Source organism: Pseudoxanthomonas sp. OG2 (assembly GCF_014192765.1).
Classification (GTDB): Bacteria; Pseudomonadota; Gammaproteobacteria; order Xanthomonadales; family Xanthomonadaceae; genus Pseudoxanthomonas_A; species Pseudoxanthomonas_A beigongshangi.
The window spans coordinates 1,125,986-1,142,484 of sequence record NZ_JACHYM010000001.1 but is presented as its reverse complement, the minus strand read 5'-3'; the positions used below and the strand labels follow the sequence as shown (position 1 = coordinate 1,142,484).

The window sequence follows — 16,499 nt, the reverse complement described above, 5'->3', positions numbered from 1 at the left end:
TCAGGACCAGTGCGCGTGCATCCCGCGCGCCGGTTGCGGAATGAACCATGAAGGCTCGCCTGCGAACAGGCGGGCGAAATCGGCCGCCGGAACCGGAGGGCTGAACAGGTTGCCCTGCAATTCGTCGCATCCGTTGGCCACCAGCCACGCCAGCTGTGCCTGGGTCTCGACGCCCTCGGCGACCGTGCGGCACTGGAGCTGACCGGCGAGGCCGATGATGGCGCGGGTGATCGCACCCTGGTTGGCTTCGGTGACGTCGCGCACGAACGACTGGTCGATCTTGAGCACGTTGAAGCCGTAGTTGCCCAGGTAACTCAGGCTGGAGAAGCCGGTGCCGAAATCATCGATGGCGATGCGCACGCCCAGCGCCTTGAGCGCGCGCAGGACGCGGTCGGTGCGCTGCACGTCGCGCATCAGCGTGGTTTCGGTGACTTCCAGTTCCAGGTACTCGGCGGGCAGGCCGCTTTCCCCGAGCGCGGAGACGACGGTGTCCACCAGCGTATCGGTGTCGAAGTTGGCGGCGGCGACATTCACCGAAACCCGGATCGGCGGCAGGCCCATCTGCTGCCACTGCCGGCTCTGTCGGCAGGCGGCGCGGATGGCCCATTGGTCGAGATCGACGATGAGGTTGGTTTCCTCGGCGATCGGCAGGAATTCGCCGGGCAGCATCAGCCGCTCGCCGCGCTTCCAGCGCACCAGTCCTTCGACGCCGACGATGCGGCCGGTGCGGCGGTCGATCTGCGGCTGGTAATAGAGGGTCAGGTCGCCGTTGCGCAGACTGCGGCGCAGGCTGCTTTCCAGCTCGATGCGCGCGTCCACGCTCGACGCCAGTTCGCGGGTGTAGAAACGGAACGCATTGCGGCCGTTGCGCTTGGCCAGGTACATCGCCGCGTCGGAACGCATCATCAGGGTGGGCGCATCGTAGCCATCCTCGGGGAACAGGCTGACGCCGATGCTGAAGGCCTGGTGCAACTCGTGCGAGGCCACCGTGTAGGGCGTGCCGCCGATCGCCAGCAATCGCTCTGCGATCAGCGCGACGCCGTCGCGGTTGACCACGTTGTCCAGCAGTACGACGAACTCGTCGCCGCCGGTCCGGTAGACCGTGCCCAGGTTGCCGATGTTGCGCTGGATCCGCTTGGCCACCTGTTGCAGCAGTTGATCGCCGATGTGGTGGCCCAGCGCGTCGTTGACGTGCTTGAACAGATCCAGATCGATGAACAGCACCGCGACGCTGGTGCCGCGATGGGTGGCGTTGGCGATCGACTGCGCCAGCGCCTCGTTGAGCTGGAGGCGGTTGGGCAGGGTGGTCAGCGAGTCGTGATGCGCCAGATAGGCCATGCGCGCGCTGAGCGTGCGCTCCTCGGTGATGTCGCGCAGGACCATGACCGATCCCATCAGGCTGTCGTCGTGCCCATGCAGGGGCGAGACGGAGCGCTTCACCAGCATCCGTCGGCCGTCCCGCCGAGCCAGTTCCAGATCACCCGGCACTGAAACCGGCGCACCGGTTTCGCCTTCTTCCGCGGATTCGGCGACGGACCGCAATGGCAGCACTTTCTCCAGCGCGAGGCCGACGGCCTCCTGCAGCGTCCAGCCACCGATCGCTTCCGCCGCGGGGTTCATGTAGGTGACGCGGCCTTCGGTATCGACCGTGACCACCGCCTCGCTGATCGAGGACAGGGTGACCTCGGCGCGCTCGGTGGCGTCGTGCAGCGCGCTTTCCAGCTGTGCCTTGTCGGTGATGTCGATCACCATCACCAGGAAACCGTTCACCGCGCCGTCGTCGCCGATGTCGGGTGTGTAGTAGACGTGCATCCGGCGCGGGCCGGAGGGCAGGGTGAAGGATGTCTCGAAGTCGACATCGCGGCCGGAGAGCACGGCGTCGATGTAGGGCTTGCGGCGCGCGTAGTGCTCTTCACCCAGCATCTCGCGAATCGGCACGCCCGGCGAGTACGGGCGTTGCCAGATCGGCAGCTCCTGGCAGGCGCGGTTGAAGAACACCGTGCGTTCCTGGCGATCGTACTGAGCGATCATCGCCGGCAGCTTGTCGGTGATGCGCTGCAGATGATCGCGGGCGAGCGAAATTTCGCGCTGCGCGCGCTTCTGCTCGCTGGTGTCGGTGGCCATCAGGTACCAGCCGGCGATGGTCCGGTCGGGGTCCACGTCCGGCACCAGATAGGCCTGGACCGGGCGTTCCGGGTCGCCGATGCGGGTTTCCCATACGGCACCGTGATCTGGCGTGCTTTCCTCCAGCGCGCGGCGCAGGTCGGCCAGGAACGCGGGATTGCCGGCATGGACTTCCTCGATGGTGCGATCCGTCCAGGGCGCCTGGTCGCCGAACCAGTCGCGGGTGGCCCGGTTGGTGAAGCCGTAGCGGCGATCCCGGCCCACGTAGGCGATCAGCGCCGGCAGGTGATCGGCGACCGCATCGAGCAAGGCGCGGCTGCGGTGCTCCGCGCGTGCCAGGCTGCGCAGCAGGAGGAACATCAGCACGCCGAAGGCCAGGCCGCAGAGCGTCAGTGCCGCAATGGGCAGCAGGCCGGGAATGGCGAAGCGCGCGGGGGCCGAAAACAGGGTCAACTCCCAGGCGCCGCCGAGGAAATCCAGGTTGCGGGTGTAGTGGAAAGCCGGCTCCATGTCGGTGCCGTAGCGCGCACGCAGATTGGCGCGTTCGAACACCAGCATCGGAGGGGCGCCGGGCGCGCGGACGAGCAGGCGCAGATCGAGCGGATCTCCGCCGCCGGTTTCGCCCGCGACTTCCTGCATCACCTGGGCCCAGCCGAATCCCGCCGTCGCAAAGCCGCGCAGGTGCGCGCGGCGCAATGCCGCATCGGCCTCCAGCGGCATCGCGGCGTCGTAGACCGGCGAATAAAGCAGGAAGCCGGGACGTCCGGAATCGCCGCGCGAACTGTCGGCCAGGGCGATCCGCGGGGCGATGCTCAGTTGTCCGCTGTCACGGGCCCGCTGCATGGCCGCGCGCCGGTCAGGTTCGGCGAACACGTCCTTGCCCAGCAGCGGCAGCATGCCGTCCCGTTCGGGGTAGACCAGGTCGAGCACCACGTATTCGTCGCGCGCGCCGTCGGGATGCAGACGGAATGCCGGCCCGTGGATTTCGCGCTGGCGGGCCAGATAGGCGGGTAGCTCGGCCGCCGCCACCCGGCGCGCGAAGCCCAGGCCATGCACGCCGGTGGGCTGGTTGGGAATCCGCAACCGGCGGGCGAAGGTCTGGAAGCCGGCGCGATCCAGACCCGGCTGCGCCTCCAGCACGGCCGCGGCGGCGCGCACCGTGTCCTCGTAGGCATTCATGTGGGTGGCCAGCGCGGTGGCCATGGCTTCGGCCCGCGCGTGGAAGCGCGCGCCGGCGCCGGCCCGCGCCTGCTGCCAGGCCATCACCCCGAACCACAGCGACAGCAGGAAGGACAGCACCAGCACGCCCCACGCCAGCCGGTCCAGGCGCCGCCGGCGCTCTGCGGCGGCGAAGCGGGAGCTGCCCAGGGCACGCAGTTCCGAGGCGCGTTGCGGATCGAGCTCCATCAGCGTTCTGGTCGAGTGGCCGCGCGGACAGTTGGGGCCATGCTACGCCGGCTCCCGGATGGTCGCCAGAACCGGGAAGGGAGTGGAGCGTTCAGCGGCGGACCGCCTGCGACCCGCGGGTATCCAGGGTTGGCCAGTACTCGGGGGGATTGCGGGCACGGGTCAGTTGCTCGTAGGCGTAGCCGAGTTCGATCAGGCGGCCCTCGCTCCAGGCGGTTCCCATGAAGACGATGCCCAGCGGCAGGCCATCGCTGTGGCCCATCGGCACCGTCAGGCTGGGATAACCCGCGACCGCGGCGGCGCCGTAGCCCGCACCCGGGAAGTGATCGCCGGCCTTGTGGTCGGTCAGCCATGCCGGACCGGTGGCCGGCGCGATCAGCGCATCGAGCCGCTGCGCCTTGATCGCCGCATCGATGCCCTCCGGACCGGCCAGCCGGCGCGCGCGACTGCGCGCGCTGATGTAGTCGCTTTCGCCTAGGCCACCCTTGGCGTTGGCCATCTCGAACAGCTCCTGCCCGAAATACGGCATCTCCGAGACGCGGTACTGCTGGTTGTAGCCGATCAGCTGCGACAGGGTTTTCACCGGCGCGCCGTGGCCGGCGAGGTAGCGCTCCAGCCCGGCCTTGAACTCGTACAGCATCAATTCCAGTTCGGCCTCGTCCCATTGGCCATCGGTCGGGATTTCGGCATCGACGATCGTCGCGCCGGCCTCGCGCATCACCTTGATCGCGCCTTCCATCGCGGCGGCGGCGTCCGGGTGGATCGCGAGCTTGCTGCGCAGCACGCCGATGCGCGCGCCCTTCAGTCCGTCCGGTTTCAGCCGCGCGTGATAGTCGAGGGTGATGTTCCAGGCCGCGTTGGTGGTGGCGGGATCGGCGGCGTCGCGACCGGCCAGTGCCGTCAGCAGCAGCGCCGCGTCCGCCACGCTGCGGGTCATCGGTCCGGCGGTGTCCTGGCTGAACGAGATCGGGATGATGCCGTCGCGGCTGATCAGGCCGACCGTCGGCTTCAGCCCGACCACGCCGCTGACCGCGGCCGGGCAGATGATGCTGCCGTCGGTTTCGGTGCCGATGCTGGCGGCGGCGAGGTTGGCCGAAACGGCGACCGCGCTGCCGGAACTGGAGCCGCAGGGATTGCGATCCAGCACGTAGGGATTGCGGGTCTGGCCACCGCGGGCGCTCCATCCGGAAGTGGAATGGGTGGAACGGAAGTTCGCCCATTCGCTCAGGTTGGTCTTGCCCAGGATGACCGCCCCGGCCTCGCGCAGGCGCTTGACCAGGAAGGCGTCACTGGCGGGCCGGAAATCCTTCAGCGCCAGCGAACCGGCCGAGTTGACCATCGGGGTGGCGTCGATGTTGTCCTTGAGCAGGATCGGGATGCCGTGCAGCGGGCCGCGCACCGCGTTGTTCTTGCGCTCGAGATCGCGCAGGGCCGCTTCCTTCATGGCGTCGGCGTTGATTTCGATGACCGAGTTCAGTTGCGGCCCGGCCTTGTCGATCGCGGCGATGCGGTCCAGGTAGGCGCGGGTGAGGGTGCGGCTGTCGAGTTCGCCGCGCTGCATGCGTCCCTGCAGGTCGTCGATGTCCAGTTCGGCGTAGGCGAAGTCCGTCGGCGCGTCGGCGGGCGCGTTGGTGACGGCGGCGGGCTGGCGCTGGCAGGCGGCCAGCATCAGGGCGGCTGAGAACAGCAGCGTTCGCGAACGCATGTGGCGGATTCCCCCGGTGAGCTAGCGTGAGGCTAGCAGGCCGGGAGGTCCTTTCAAACCCTGCGGCGCCTGTGCAGGTCGCGGCCGAGGATGTAGACCACAGCCAGATTGATCAGCAGCACCGCCCAGGTGTGCCAGCCGGGATGGTGGTACAGCGCGTACAGATCCAGAGGCAGGTACAGCGCCGAGCCGATGCAGCCCAGCCAGGAAGCCCACGCCCGGGCGCGCCACAGGCCCCAGGCTTCAGCCAGTCGCATGATCGCGTACAGCACGACCACCAGGACGGCCAGGTGGACCGCTTCGGGATTGATGGCGTTGAGCAGCGACGGCAGGGTGCCGTGCTCGGTATCGAGGTGGAAGCGGGCGATCATCGCCTCCACCCAGCGCCGCAGCGGCTGCGGTCCCAGCAGCGCCAGCCCGGTCGCGGCGGCCAGCGCCAGTACCCCCTTCAACCCCTCGAACAGGGCGATGACGTGCAGGCCCGGATGCGCCTTGGGATCCGGGTTGTAGGGGGCCTCGACCATCCGTGGGCGATCAGGCGGCGCGCGAGGCGCGCTTGCGATCGCTTTCGGTCAGCATCTTCTTGCGCAGGCGGATTTCCTTCGGGGTGACTTCCACCAGCTCGTCGTCCTCGATGAAATCCAGGGCCTGTTCCAGCGAGTACTTCAGCGCGGGGGTCAGCTTGATTGCGTCGTCCTTGCCCGAGGCGCGCATGTTGGTCAGCGGCTTGGGCTTGATCACGTTGACAGTCAGGTCGTTGTCCTTGGAATGGATGCCGACCAGCTGGCCTTCGTAGACGTTGTCGCCTTCGGCGGCGAACAGGCGGCCGCGCTCTTCCAGCGGTCCCAGCGAGTAGGCCGGGGTGACGCCGGGGGCATTGGCGATCATCACGCCGTTCTGGCGCTTGGCGATCGGGCCGGTTTCCTTCGGACCGTAGTGGTCGAACACGTGGAACAGCAGGCCCGAACCCTGGGTGAGGGTCCTGAACTCGTTCTGGAACCCGATCAGGCCGCGCGCCGGAATCGTGTAGTCCAGGCGCACGCGGCCCTTGCCATCCGACTCCATGTTCTTCAGCTGCGCCTTGCGGGTGCCCAGCTTTTCCATCACGCCGCCCTGGTGCACTTCCTCGATGTCGACCACCAATTGCTCGACCGGCTCCATCAACTGGCCGTCGATTTCCTTGATGATGACTTCCGGGCGCGACACCGCCAGCTCGAAACCTTCGCGGCGCATGGTTTCGATCAGCACCGACAGGTGCAGTTCGCCGCGGCCGGAGACCAGGAACTTGTCGGCGTCGGCGGTCTCCTCGACCTTCAGCGCGACGTTGTGCAGGGTTTCGCGCTCGAGGCGTTCACGCAGCTGGCGGCTGGTGATGAACTTGCCGCCGGAGAAATCCTTGTGGCCGGCGAACGGCGAGTTGTTGACCTGGAAGGTCATGCTGATGGTCGGCTCGTCCACGGTCAGTGCCGGCAGCGCTTCCGGGGTGTCCAGCGCGCACACGGTATCGGAGATGCTCAGGTCCTGGATGCCGGCGATGGCGACGATGTCGCCGGCCTCGGCTTCCTCGACCTCGATGCGCTCCAGGCCCATGAAGCCCAGCACCTGCACGATCTTGCCCTGGCGCTTCTTGCCTTCGCGGTCGACCACGCTGACCGGCTGGTTCTTCTTGACCTTGCCGCGCTGGATCCGGCCGATGCCGATCAGGCCGACGAAATTGTTGTAGTCCAGCTGGCTGATGCGCATCTGGAACGCGCCTTCCGGATCCACCGACGGCGCCGGGACGTGCTTCATGATCGCTTCGTACAGCGGGGTCATGTCGCCGTCGCGGGTGGTGTCGTCAAGGCTGGCGTAGCCGTGCAGCGCCGATGCGTAGACGATCGGGAAGTCCAGCTGTTCGTTGGTGGCGCCCAGCTTGTCGAACAGATCGAACACCTGGTCGATGACCCAGTCCGCACGCGCGCCGGGGCGGTCGATCTTGTTGACCACGACGATCGGCTTGAAGCCCATCGCGAACGCCTTCTGGGTGACGAAGCGGGTCTGCGGCATCGGGCCGTCCATCGCGTCGACCAGGATCAGCACCGAGTCGACCATCGACAGCACGCGCTCCACTTCGCCGCCGAAGTCGGCGTGCCCGGGGGTGTCGACGATGTTGATGCGGTTGCCCTGCCAGGTGATGGCGGTGTTCTTGGCCAGGATGGTGATGCCGCGTTCCTTTTCCTGGTCGTTGCTGTCCATCACCCGCTCGGCAAGCACCGTGCGCTCGGACAGGGTGCCGGACTGCTTCAGCAGGCAGTCGACGAGAGTGGTCTTGCCGTGGTCGACGTGGGCGACGATGGCGATGTTGCGGAGATTCTGGATGGACATGCGGAAAAGCGCGCCAGTGTGCGCGCAGGGGCTGTGGAGGAATGGGGCGTATTATAACGGGTTACGTCCCCGCAATTAGCGTCCGGGCGTCCTGGCTGAACGGGCCGGGGCTGGAAACGGTGCCAATGGCCCCCAGATTCGGGCCAGGCCCGGTTTCCGGACCCCCGGCCCCCTGAACCCCTGTCCCGTATCTGGAGCTCCCGATGTCCCTCATCGCCACTTTCGACACCTCCCGCGGCCCCATCAAGGTCGAGCTGTACCCCGACAAGGCCCCGCTGACGGTCGCCAACTTCGTCAACCTGGCCAAGCGCGGCTTCTATGACGGCCTGAACTTCCACCGGGTGATTGCCGATTTCATGATCCAGGGCGGCTGCCCCGAGGGGTCCGGCCGCGGCGGCCCGGGCTACCGGTTCGAGGACGAGACCAACAACGGCGTGCGCCACGACCGCGGCGTGCTGTCGATGGCCAATGCCGGCCCCAACACCAATGGCAGCCAGTTCTTCATCACCCACGTGGCGACCCCCTGGCTGGATGGCAAGCACACCGTGTTCGGCAAGGTCCTGGAGGGCCTGGACGTGGTCGACGCGGTCCAGCAGGGCGACCTGATCAACCGCCTCACCATCGAGGGTGACGCCGACGCCGTGCTGGCCGCCAAGGCCGACCGCGTGGCCGAGTGGAACCGTTACCTGAGCGCCTGACCCGCGCCGGCCGTGCGCTCCCCCGGTCGGGGGAGCCTCGGCTACGACCAAGGGAGGAGGCCGGACCCTCCGATCCACCCCGGCCGGACCGGGGCGGCGTGGTAAAATTCCGCGCCGCAAAAACGGCGCACGCACGTTCCTCCCGCGAAACATCCCCTGCGAGGTAATGCAATGCCCCAGCTTGCCCGGCGCACCGGTCGCGCCAAGCCCAGCGCGATCATGGCGGTCGCGGAAAAGGCGAAGAAGCTCAAGGCCGAAGGCCGCGACATCATCAGCTTCTCGATCGGCGTACCGAATTTCCTGCCCGGCGAGCATGTCTACGAGGCCGCGCGCAAATCGCTGGACAAGGATTCCGGCCAGTACGGTTCCAACCGCGGTACCGACGCGCTGCTGGATGCCTTCCTGCATCATCTTGAAGGCGGCGGGCTGACCGGCTACACCCGCCGCAACATCGTCGCCGGCGTCGGCGCCAAGCACGTGCTGTACAACCTGGCCGAGGCGCTGCTGGACGAGGGCGACACCATCGCCTATCCGACCCCGTACTGGACCACCTACCAGGACATCGCCGACATCGTCGGCGCGGTGTCGCTGAAGCTGCCGTGCCCGCCCGAGCAGAACTACAAGCTCACCCCGGAACAACTGGACGCCGCGCTGGCGCAGAAGCCCAAGGTGTTCCTGTTCAACAACCCGTCCAACCCGACCGGCATGGTCTATTCGAAGGACGAGGTCGCGGCGCTGGCCGAGGTGGTGGCGCGCCATCCGGACACCTGGATCCTGCTGGACGACATCTACAACCGCCTGGTATTCGATGGAGTCGGCTATCACAACTTCCTGCATTTCCGCCCGGAACTGCGTGAGCGCACCGTCGTCATCGACTCGCTGTCCAAGACCTACGGCATGCCGGGCTGGCGGGTCGGCCTGATCGCCGCGCCGGAGAACGTCGCCCAGGCGCTGGTGGCGCTCAACTCCAACCACATCACCAACTTGCCGGAAGTGGTCACTGCCGCGGCGGTCGCCGCGTTGACCGGCCCGCAGGACATTCCGCAGCGCAAGTGCGCCGAATTCGCCGCCAAGCGGGATCGCGTGCTGGCGGCGCTGGCCGGGATTCCGGGCGTGGTGTGCCCGCGTCCGGAAGGCGCGTTCTATGCGTTCCCGGACATCTCGGTCGCGTTCGGCAAGACCCATGATGGCGTGGTCATCCACAACGACGTGGACTTCTGCAACGCCCTGCTGGAAGCCAAGGGCGTGGCCTGCGTGCCGGGTTCGGCCTTCGGCGAACCGCGCGCGCTGCGCATTTCCTACACCTGTGCCGACGCCCAGCTGGATGAAGGCCTGTCGCGCATCCAGGCCTTCTTCGCCGAACTCGCGTGAGTCCGGCTTTCCTTTCCCTCGGAGACAACCCCATGAAGACCCCCGTCCGTGTTGCAGTCACCGGCGCCGCCGGCCAGATCGGTTATGCCCTGCTGTTCCGCATCGCCTCCGGTGAAATGCTTGGCAAGGACCAGCCGGTCATCCTGCAGTTGCTGGAGCTGCCGATCGACAAGGCCCAGGCCGCGCTGAAGGGCGTGATGATGGAGCTGGAAGACTGCGCGTTCCCGCTGCTGGCCGGCATGGTCGGCACCGACGACCCGGAAGTGGCGTTCAAGGACGCCGACGTGGCCCTGCTGGTCGGCGCGCGTCCGCGCGGCCCGGGCATGGAGCGCAAGGACCTGCTGCTGGAGAACGCCAAGATCTTCACCGCCCAGGGCGCCGCGCTGAACAAGGTCGCCAGCCGCGACGTCAAGGTGCTGGTGGTCGGCAACCCGGCCAACACCAATGCCTACATCGCCATGAAGTCGGCGCCGGACCTGCCGGCCAGGAACTTCACCGCGATGCTGCGCCTGGACCACAACCGCGCGCTGAGCCAGCTGGCCAACAAGGCCGGCGTGGCCGTGGGCGACATCGAGAAGCTGGTGGTGTGGGGCAACCATAGCCCGACCATGTACCCGGACTACCGTTTCGCCACCGCCAACGGCGTGTCGCTGAAGGACAAGATCAACGACGCCGACTGGAACGCCAACACCTTCATCCCGCAGGTCGGCAAGCGCGGCGCCGCGATCATCGAGGCGCGCGGCCTGTCCTCGGCCGCTTCCGCCGCCAACGCCGCCATCGACCACATCCGCGACTGGGTGCTGGGCAGCAACGGCAAGTGGGTGACCATGGGCGTGCCGTCCGACGGCAGCTACGGCGTTCCGGAAGGCGTGATCTACGGCGTGCCGGTGATCACCGCCAACGGCGAATACACCCGCGTGGAAGGCCTGGAAGTCGACGCGTTCAGCCGCGCCGCGATGGACAAGACCCTGGCCGAGCTGGAAGAAGAGCGCGCCGGCGTGGCGCACCTGCTGGGCTGAGTCATCAATAAGGAAGAAGTATGGGTTCCCCCCGCGTTGCAGTACTCGTGCCGTGTTACAACGAAGCCATCACGATTGAGCGGGTCGTCGCCGATTTCCGGAAAGCACTTCCGGAAGCCGTGGTGTATGTCTTTGACAATGATTCGGAGGACGACACCGCGGAGCGAGCTCAAGCGGCGGGGGCTCGTGTCGGGCACGTCAGGTTGCGCGGTAAGGGACATGTTGTTCGTCGTCTCTTCGCTGATATCGATGCTGATATCTACGTGTTGGTGGACGGTGACGATACCTATTCGGCTGCCTGTGCCCCCCGTTTGATTGGACGCCTGCGGGAGGGGCACGACATGGTGGTGGGCGTGCGCGAAGCGACAGGCGTCTTGGCCTATCGGGCGGGGCACGCGTTCGGAAACAGCCTGCTGACGGGATTCCTGGGCTGGCTGTTCGGCCGGCCATGTCGGGACATCCTGTCCGGATACCGTGCTTTCTCGCGCCGATTCGTCAAAAGTTTTCCGGCGCAGTCTGGCGGGTTCGAAATAGAAACGGAACTGACAGTTCATGCGCTTGAATTGCACATGTCGATCGGTGAAGTTCCCACACCATACAAGGAGCGGCCCGAAGGCTCGGTAAGCAAGCTGAGCACCTGGCGCGACGGATTCCGCATCGTGCGCACGATGTTGAAGTTGTTCAGTACGGAACGACCCATTGCCTTCTACGGTGCGCTCAGCCTGTCCACGGCGCTGCTCGGGTTCTTGCTGGGATTGCCGCTGCTACTGACTTACCTTGAAACAGGATTGGTGCCGCGCATTCCGACCGCCATCCTCGTGACTGCTTTGGCCGTGGTCTCTATGCTGGCCATGGTTGCAGGGCTGGTGCTGGATGCAGTGGCAAGGGGGCGCCGCGAACTCAGGGCGCTGGCTTACCTGCGCTGGCCGTCTCCAGCCGAGAAACGGTCCGATATCGGGAATTGAACGCTGCATCAATTAATACCGCGATGTTGGCAAGCATGAACCACGGCAGTGGATGGATATAGCGGAAAGAGACGATATGGGCGAACAGCAGGTGGGAAGCGACAAGACCGACTGATGCCAGCCCAAGCAGGAAGAACTGAGGCCGCCGTGGCGTGCGCCAGCCGGCGACGAGCGCAAGGAGCGCAATGGGTACCAAGCCGAACAGGCAAAATACCAGCCATCGATATGAAGCCGCGAAAAAGCGGCGGGCAGGGGTCTCGAGCGTATTGATTCCCCTGGCGTCCCACTCCAGCCAACCTTGCACAAGTTCCAGCGCACGTTCATCCGGGGCTATCACGCCGATGTCGTCTTGCATTCGCCAGTAGACACGGGTCATGTCGAAGTAGCCACCCAAGGTCTCCAGGTTGATCTCCAGCAAGCCGAGGGGATTGGAAAGCATGGCCCGCCGCGTAATCGTGCGGGCGACCAGCTCGGGGTTGGGACTGTCGTTCTCCAATTCGTGCCAGAGTCCTTGGCTGGACCAGATGTGATTGCCGCGCTGCCAGTGATCCGACAGTGGAAGTTGGACCCGCTTGAGGATATCCCCGGATACTCCGGTGCCTTCGAAATGCTCAGATTGGATGAGCGGTGCAACCAGGCCGATTCGCATCATCCCGGTGAGGGCGAGGTAACCGGGCGGACACTTGAAGGCGATGCCATAGATCTGGGTATACGCCACATGCGACGCGGCCAACGTTCCCAGCGCAATAGCAAGTGACCCCAGTCGCTGACGCCACGCCTTCTGGGGTTTCTCGTGCTTGTCGACGAGCCAGTACTTGACCCAGGGAACGACCAGACCAAGGCCGAGTACGACGGGTAGCAGGCTAGTGCGGAAATTCGCGGCGAGCAGACCAAGCATGCAACTGAACAGGTACCAGCGGAGTTTCCCCACAGTGAGAAAACGGGAAAGCGCCAACACGGTCAGGACTAGGGCGAACTGCCCCGCCGTTTCCGCCATCACCATCCGCTCGAAGAAGATCTGTGCCGGTTCGGCAGCATAGAACACGGTGGCAAGCAGACAAATCCAGAAGCGCAGCGCGAGGATATGGCGCAGGAAATGGAAAAGGAGTAGTGCAGTGGCGGCGGACAGAGCGGTCTGCAGTGCCAGAATCGCAATGGGCGAGTGCAAGGGGAAGGCCGAGAAATGCAGCAATACGCCATACAGGAACGAACGTCCCGGGCTTGGACTCAGCCAAGCGCCTGTCTGCAGATAGACCATCGAATCGCCCATGTAGAGGCGCAAGGTATGGTCAACCAGGAGCCAGCCGCCCTTGATCAGCAGTACTAGAATTGCTGCAGCAAGCCATTCCCTGCGATGGCGAAGGAGTGCGGGCGGGTGCGTGGACAGTGGATCGCTCATCTTCTCATTCTGCCGTTTTCACATGCGAACCGCTATCAACAGACCGCTGATCGGGATGCAACGACAGCGACAGACCGCCCGCTGGTGGCCTCGGGCGGTACCTGGGAGGCGTCACGCGGCCCATGACCTGGGAGTGTGGCGTCCCCGGTGAGCATTTGACCAAAGTCGGAAGGTGGGATGGTGTCGGCGGGACTATGCTGCGGGCAATCGGACAGGAGATCGCCGCATGGGGTACGAAGACGTCTATCGCCGGTCGATCGACGAGCCGGAAGCCTTCTGGGGTGAGGAGGCGCGCGCCATCCACTGGCATGTGCCGCCGCGGCAGGTGCTGGACTATTCGAAGCCGCCGTTCCGGCGCTGGTTCGTGGGTGGCCAGACCAATCTCTGCTACAACGCGGTGGACCGGCATCTGGCGGAACGCGCCGATCAGCTGGCGCTGGTGGCGGTGTCCTCCGAAACCGGCACCACGCGCGAGATCAGCTACCGCGAACTGCATCGCGAGGTGAACGCTTTCGCCGCCATCCTCCAGCGCCTGGGCGTGGGGCGTGGCGATCGGGTGGTCATCTACATGCCCAACATGGCCGAGGCGGTGTTCGCGATGCTCGCCTGCGCGCGCATCGGAGCCATCCATTCGGTGGTCTTCGGCGGTTTCGCCGCGCACAACCTCGCGCTGCGCATCGACGATGCCCAACCCAGGCTGCTGATCGCCGCCGATGCCGGCATGCGCGGGGGCAAGGTCATTCCGTACAAGCCGCTGGTCGACGAAGCCTGCGCGAAGGCGGCCACGCCGCCGCCCAAGGTGCTGATTGTCTCGCGCGGACTGGATCCGGCCGAACCGAGGATGGCGGGGCGCGACGAGGACTACGCCACGCTGCGCCAGGCGGTCGGCGACGAGCAGGTGGACGTGGCGTGGCTGGAATCCAACGAGCCCAGCTACCTGCTGTACACCTCCGGCACCACCGGCAAGCCCAAGGGCGTGCAGCGCGATGTCGGCGGCTACGCGGTTGCGCTGGCGCTGTCGATGCGCACGGTGTTCGACGTCGCGCCGGGGCAGGTGATGTTCTCCACCTCCGACGTTGGCTGGGCGGTCGGACACTCGTACAACGTCTATGGGCCGCTGATCGTCGGCGCCACTTCGGTGTTGTACGAAGGCCTGCCATTCCACCCGGATGCCGGCATCTGGTGGTCGCTGTGCGAGAAATACGGCGTGCGCACCATGTTCTCCTCGCCGACCGCTATCCGGGTGCTGAAGAAGCACGATGTCGATTTCATCCGCCGGCATGATCTGTCGAAGCTGCGATACCTGTTCCTGGCCGGCGAGCCGCTGGACGAACCGACCGCGCACTGGATCAACGACGCGCTGGGCAAGCCGGTCATCGACAACTACTGGCAGACCGAGACCGGCTGGCCGGCGCTGACGCTGCTGCCGGGCCTGGACATGAAGCCGGTGAAGTTCGGCTCGCCCGGTTTTCCCAATCTCGGGTACCGGATGAAGGTCATCGACGAAGGCACCGGCGCGGAAGTCGGGCCGGGCGAGAAGGGCGTGCTGGTCATCCAGCCGCCGCTGCCGCCGGGTTGCATGACCACCATCTGGAATGACGACGCCCGCTTCCTGTCCAGCTATTTCAGCCACTTCAAGGAACTGCTGTACAGCTCGCTGGACTGGGCCATCCGCGACGAGCAGGGCTACACCTTCATCCTCGGCCGCACCGACGACGTAATCAATGTCGCCGGCCATCGTCTGGGCACGCGCGAGATCGAGGAATCGGTGTCCGGCTTTCCCGCCGTGGCCGAGGCTGCGGTGATTGGTGTCAACGACGAACTGAAAGGGCAGGTACCGGTGGTATTCGCGACGCTGCGGCAGGCGACCGAGGAACCGCACGAACGCGTGCGTGCGGCCGAAGGCATGCGCCGTACCGTGGAACAGAGCCTGGGCGCGGTGGCGCGGCCGGCGCGCGTGTACATCGTCAATGCGTTGCCCAAGACCCGTTCCGGCAAGCTGCTGCGGCGTTCGTTGCAGGCGCTGGCGCAGGGCGCGGATCCCGGCGACCTTTCCACCCTGGATGATCCGAACGCGCTGGAGGAAGTGAGGAAGGCGCTGCAACGCGGGCCGGAGGCCGGCAACTGATCCCGAGTCATTCCGCCGTGACGGGTGGCACGCCGGCGTAGCTGGCGCGGGGACGGATCAGCCGGCCCTGGGCCTGCTGTTCCAACGCATGCGCGAGCCAGCCTGCCAGCCGCGCCGCCGCGAACATCACCAATGCCGGCGTGGCGGGCAGGGCGTTGGCGTGGCAGATCGCCGCCAGGGTGAAATCGACGTTGGGGCGCAGTCCGTTGATGTCCTCGGTGGCGCTGATCACCGCCTCCATCCGCTGCATCACCGGCGTATCCGCGTGTAGCCGGCGCAGCCGCGCCAGCAATTCCGTCGCGCGGGGATCGCCATGCAGATAGAGCGCATGGCCAAAGCCGGGCAGATCCTCGCCTTGCTGCCAGCGTGCGGCGATGAAATCACGGGGCGAGTCCGCCGCGCAGGCGGCTTCTATCAGCGAATAGGCGCGTGCGGTGGCGCCGCCGTGGCGCGGGCCGGACAACGCCGCCAGGCCGCTGCATACGGTGGCGTGCAGGTGCGCGCCGGTCGAGGCGACCACGCGCGCGGCGAACGCGGAGACGTTGAGTTCGTGCTCGGCGCACAGCACCAGCGCCGCGCGCACCGTATCTGCGAAACCTTCGTCGCCCGGTTTCCACGCATCCGCCAGCAGCCAATGGACCGGCCCCGCGGAAGGTGGGCGCGCCACCAGCAACGCGGCGTTGTGGCGCAGCAGGGTGGCCGCGATTTCGTGGCGGACCAGGGCGGAGGCGCCCACGGATTGGCGCACGTCCAGCGCCAGCAGCGGAATCGCCGACATCGCGCGCGCCAGCGGCGGCAGGTCCGCGTCGCCGGCAATGGGGGCGACGTGCGCCGGCCATTGCGTCTCCAGCGTCGCCGTGAAGGGATCCTGGTCGCCGCAGTCCCACAGCAGCCGGGCGGCGTCTTCCAGGGTGGCGCCTTCGCGCACCGCGGCGACCGCCGAACGTCCGCGGTAGTAGGGGCCCTCCGGGCGGATCAGCGAAATCCGCGTCTCCAGCACCGGCAGGCCGCGATCCAGGCTCTGCGCGGCCCCGCGGGCGGCGCCGCGCCCGGCGCGCTTGCGCTGGGCCAGCCGGTCGACGTCGCGACGCAGGTACAGCCGGCTGCGGTGGTCCGGGCCGGGGCGCGACTCGATCAGGCCACGGCTGACATACGCATACAGGGTGGCCTGGCTGATGCCGAGCAGTCGGCAGGTGTCCTGGGCGGAGAGCAGGTCGGTGTCCATGGCCGATAGATTGATTGATTTGATCAAGATTGATCAACCCGAGCGATGGTGCCAGATTGTGCGCCGCCGGTGCGCGTACCCTTGCGCGCACCCC

Annotated in this window: 11 protein-coding genes; 5 read left to right on the top strand and 6 right to left on the bottom strand. The window is 66.6% G+C overall.

Going from position 1 to position 16,499, the window contains the following annotated elements; all coding sequences use genetic code 11:
- From FHW78_RS05340 to typA, 4 genes are all read right to left on the bottom strand, one after another.
- The gene (locus tag FHW78_RS05340) at positions 1-3,531 is read right to left on the bottom strand and encodes an EAL domain-containing protein (protein WP_183638662.1); all 3,531 of its coding nucleotides are present in this window, start codon (positions 3,529-3,531) and stop codon (positions 1-3) included.
- Positions 3,532-3,622: 91 nt separating this feature from the next.
- Complete coding sequence (locus FHW78_RS05335; RefSeq protein ID WP_183638660.1) at positions 3,623-5,236, bottom strand: amidase; 1,614 nt, start codon at positions 5,234-5,236, stop codon at positions 3,623-3,625.
- A 53-nt stretch (positions 5,237-5,289) separates the two neighbouring features.
- Positions 5,290-5,760 (bottom strand): DUF2127 domain-containing protein, encoded by a 471-nt coding sequence (locus tag FHW78_RS05330; RefSeq protein WP_183638657.1) that lies wholly within the window; start codon positions 5,758-5,760, stop codon positions 5,290-5,292.
- 10 nt (positions 5,761-5,770) lie between these two features.
- Entirely contained in the window at positions 5,771-7,600 is a 1,830-nt protein-coding gene (gene typA, locus FHW78_RS05325; protein ID WP_183638654.1) for a translational GTPase TypA, read from the bottom strand.
- A 203-nt stretch (positions 7,601-7,803) separates the two neighbouring features.
- Here typA and FHW78_RS05320 point away from each other — a divergent pair, with 203 nt between their 5' ends.
- The 4 genes from FHW78_RS05320 to FHW78_RS05305 all read left to right on the top strand — a co-directional run bounded on the left by FHW78_RS05320 (position 7,804) and on the right by FHW78_RS05305 (position 11,653).
- The gene (locus tag FHW78_RS05320; protein ID WP_183638651.1) at positions 7,804-8,298 is read left to right on the top strand and encodes a peptidylprolyl isomerase; all 495 of its coding nucleotides are present in this window, start codon (positions 7,804-7,806) and stop codon (positions 8,296-8,298) included.
- 171 nt (positions 8,299-8,469) lie between these two features.
- On the top strand, positions 8,470-9,669 hold the full coding sequence (locus FHW78_RS05315; RefSeq protein ID WP_183638648.1) for a pyridoxal phosphate-dependent aminotransferase: 1,200 nt from the start codon (positions 8,470-8,472) through the stop codon (positions 9,667-9,669).
- Positions 9,670-9,701: 32 nt separating this feature from the next.
- On the top strand, positions 9,702-10,688 hold the full coding sequence (locus FHW78_RS05310) for a malate dehydrogenase (protein ID WP_183638645.1): 987 nt from the start codon (positions 9,702-9,704) through the stop codon (positions 10,686-10,688).
- Positions 10,689-10,708: 20 nt separating this feature from the next.
- Positions 10,709-11,653, top strand: a complete 945-nt coding sequence (locus tag FHW78_RS05305) for a glycosyltransferase (protein ID WP_183638641.1) — start codon at positions 10,709-10,711, stop codon at positions 11,651-11,653.
- Here the strand turns inward: FHW78_RS05305 and FHW78_RS05300 are convergent.
- A complete protein-coding gene (locus FHW78_RS05300; RefSeq protein WP_183638638.1) occupies positions 11,589-13,052 on the bottom strand; it encodes a hypothetical protein in 1,464 nt (487 codons plus the stop codon). The genes FHW78_RS05305 and FHW78_RS05300 overlap by 65 nt on opposite strands.
- Positions 13,053-13,278: 226 nt before the next feature.
- On the opposite strand from FHW78_RS05300, the gene prpE reads away from it, so the two are divergent.
- Positions 13,279-15,180, top strand: coding sequence for a propionate--CoA ligase (prpE, locus tag FHW78_RS05295; RefSeq protein ID WP_183638634.1), 1,902 nt, complete (start codon positions 13,279-13,281; stop codon positions 15,178-15,180).
- Between the two features lie 7 nt (positions 15,181-15,187).
- On the opposite strand, the gene FHW78_RS05290 is transcribed toward prpE, so the two are convergent.
- Positions 15,188-16,405 carry a citrate synthase family protein gene (locus FHW78_RS05290; protein WP_183638632.1) on the bottom strand — a complete coding sequence of 406 codons (1,218 nt, stop codon included), beginning with the start codon at positions 16,403-16,405 and terminating at the stop codon, positions 15,188-15,190.
- Between the last annotated feature and the right edge of the window lie 94 nt (positions 16,406-16,499).

Coding starts and splice junctions, on each gene's coding strand:
- FHW78_RS05290 (WP_183638632.1), bottom strand. CDS start 16,405: ATGGACACCGACCTGCTCTCCGCCCAGGACACCTGCCGACTGCTCGGC.
- FHW78_RS05300 (WP_183638638.1), bottom strand. CDS start 13,052: ATGAGCGATCCACTGTCCACGCACCCGCCCGCACTCCTTCGCCATCGC.
- FHW78_RS05310 (WP_183638645.1), top strand. CDS start 9,702: ATGAAGACCCCCGTCCGTGTTGCAGTCACCGGCGCCGCCGGCCAGATC.
- FHW78_RS05335 (WP_183638660.1), bottom strand. CDS start 5,236: ATGCGTTCGCGAACGCTGCTGTTCTCAGCCGCCCTGATGCTGGCCGCC.
- prpE (WP_183638634.1), top strand. CDS start 13,279: ATGGGGTACGAAGACGTCTATCGCCGGTCGATCGACGAGCCGGAAGCC.
- typA (WP_183638654.1), bottom strand. CDS start 7,600: ATGTCCATCCAGAATCTCCGCAACATCGCCATCGTCGCCCACGTCGAC.
- FHW78_RS05320 (WP_183638651.1), top strand. CDS start 7,804: ATGTCCCTCATCGCCACTTTCGACACCTCCCGCGGCCCCATCAAGGTC.
- FHW78_RS05305 (WP_183638641.1), top strand. CDS start 10,709: ATGGGTTCCCCCCGCGTTGCAGTACTCGTGCCGTGTTACAACGAAGCC.
- FHW78_RS05340 (WP_183638662.1), bottom strand. CDS start 3,531: ATGGAGCTCGATCCGCAACGCGCCTCGGAACTGCGTGCCCTGGGCAGC.
- FHW78_RS05315 (WP_183638648.1), top strand. CDS start 8,470: ATGCCCCAGCTTGCCCGGCGCACCGGTCGCGCCAAGCCCAGCGCGATC.
- FHW78_RS05330 (WP_183638657.1), bottom strand. CDS start 5,760: ATGGTCGAGGCCCCCTACAACCCGGATCCCAAGGCGCATCCGGGCCTG.